The sequence below is a fragment of the Mesorhizobium sp. M7A.F.Ca.CA.004.04.2.1 genome (genome assembly GCF_004022825.1).
Taxonomy (GTDB): Bacteria; Pseudomonadota; Alphaproteobacteria; order Rhizobiales; family Rhizobiaceae; genus Mesorhizobium.
Genome location: NZ_RZPH01001210.1, coordinates 1 through 1,598 on the forward strand (window position 1 = coordinate 1; position 1,598 = coordinate 1,598).

At 60.9% G+C, this 1,598-nt stretch carries 2 protein-coding genes; one reads left to right on the plus strand and one right to left on the minus strand.

Annotated elements, in window-relative coordinates:
* Nucleotides 1-576, plus strand: a 576-nt coding sequence (locus EN893_RS33075; RefSeq protein ID WP_348632533.1) for an alpha/beta fold hydrolase, incomplete at its 5' end; no start/stop codon positions are given.
* A gap of 29 nt (nt 577-605) precedes the next feature.
* Here EN893_RS33075 and EN893_RS33080 read toward each other — a convergent pair.
* Nucleotides 606-1,595 carry a DUF1176 domain-containing protein gene (locus EN893_RS33080; protein WP_128362138.1) on the minus strand — a complete coding sequence of 330 codons (990 nt, stop codon included), beginning with the start codon at nt 1,593-1,595 and terminating at the stop codon, nt 606-608.
* Nucleotides 1,596-1,598 lie beyond the last annotated feature (3 nt).

Here is a 1,598-nt window from a genome sequence, read left to right on the forward strand (position 1 = left end):
ACCGAGGGCGCCGGCATCATCGTGCTTTATCTGCACGGGCAGGGCGGCAGCCGCAAGCAGGGTGTCGACGACTTCACCTTCGGCGGCAATTTCAACCGGCTCAAGAACCTGATGGCCGGCAATGGCGGCCTCTATCTCAGTCCTGATTTCCCCGATTTCGGCGACAAGGGAGCGGCGCAGGTGGCGGCGCTGATCGGTCATTATGCCGAACAGTCGCCAGGCGCGAAGATCTTCGTCGCCTGCGGCTCGATGGGCGGCGCGCTATGCTGGAAGCTGGCCGCGCGCAAGGATACAGGCGGACGCATCAATGGCCTGCTGCTGCTCGGTTCGCTGTGGGATGAGAGCTTTTTCACCAGCCCGGCCTTCAAGCGCCGCGTGCCGGTCTTCTTCGGCCAGGGCAGCCACGACGTCGTCTACCCCGTGGCAAAGCAGGAGGCGTTCTTTCGCTCGATCCTGACCAAATCGAAGACCTATCCGACCCGCTTCGTCCGCTTCGAGACCGGCACCCATGGCACGCCGATCCGCATGACCGACTGGCGCGGCACGCTCAACTGGATGCTGTCGAAGGCGCCCTGATCGACGCAGCCTGCAAGCTCGTGTGATGCTCAGGGCGCGGTGTTATAGTCGACAACCGTCTCCGGATTTTGCTCGCCGTCATAGGACGCATCGACGTCATACTGGACCAGCGAAAAATTGCCGTTGCGGAACAGATACGTCCCTGCGTCGGACGCATCGCCGATGCCGCGCCACTTGTTGAATGTTGTGATCGTGTGGGCAGCCTCATCATAGTCGGAATTGACCGCCCAGCCGGACGTCTGGAAACCGACGATACTCATGCCCAGCAATTTGCCGTTGCTGTCATTGTTCTCGTAGCGGATGTCCATCTTGGGCTCGGCGAACTGCAACTGCTGCACGCCCGACACGTCGTCGGTCATGTAGTAGATCGAGCTTTCATTGTAGGCCGCGGCCGAACAGGAAAAATGGAACAGCCGCGTCTCCTTGTCGGGTTCGCCGGGCTGCGCATCCTTGTCCTTGTATTTAATCGAAAAAACGGTCGGCTCATTGGCAAGGAACTGCTTGTCGCACTGGTCGCCATAGGTTGCCAGAAAGGCCTTCTTGGCCTGCTCCAGTGCGGTGTCTTTCTTTGGCGGTGGCGGCCCGTCGCCGCAGCTTGGCGGCAGCGCCTCTTCGAAATCGGCGGTGGAGGGTTTCAGCGCGCCTTTTTCGATATGGATCGGATCGAAGGGCGGCTCCGCCTGGATCTGGGCATTCACCTGGCGCAGCGTATAGCAACCGGCAAAGACCTTTTCGCCGCCGGCCTTGTCCGTCGCGCGAATGGCGACGGGGACGTTGTAGAAAATGCTGCCAGCCGCACCTTCGTCGGAAACAGCTCCGGTCTCGACCTCGACCTTGTGGGTCCCATCAAAACCCTTGACGAAACTGTCGAAATCCTTTGCCGGCTTTGTATCGCTGAAATACCCCCAGGCGCGGGCGAATTCGTGCCGGCTGATGGCGCTGTACAGCGAACGGACAACCGCGTCGGCGCTCGACCGATCGTCGATATAGGGCGCTTCGGGGGCATCGTCGGCAGCCAATAC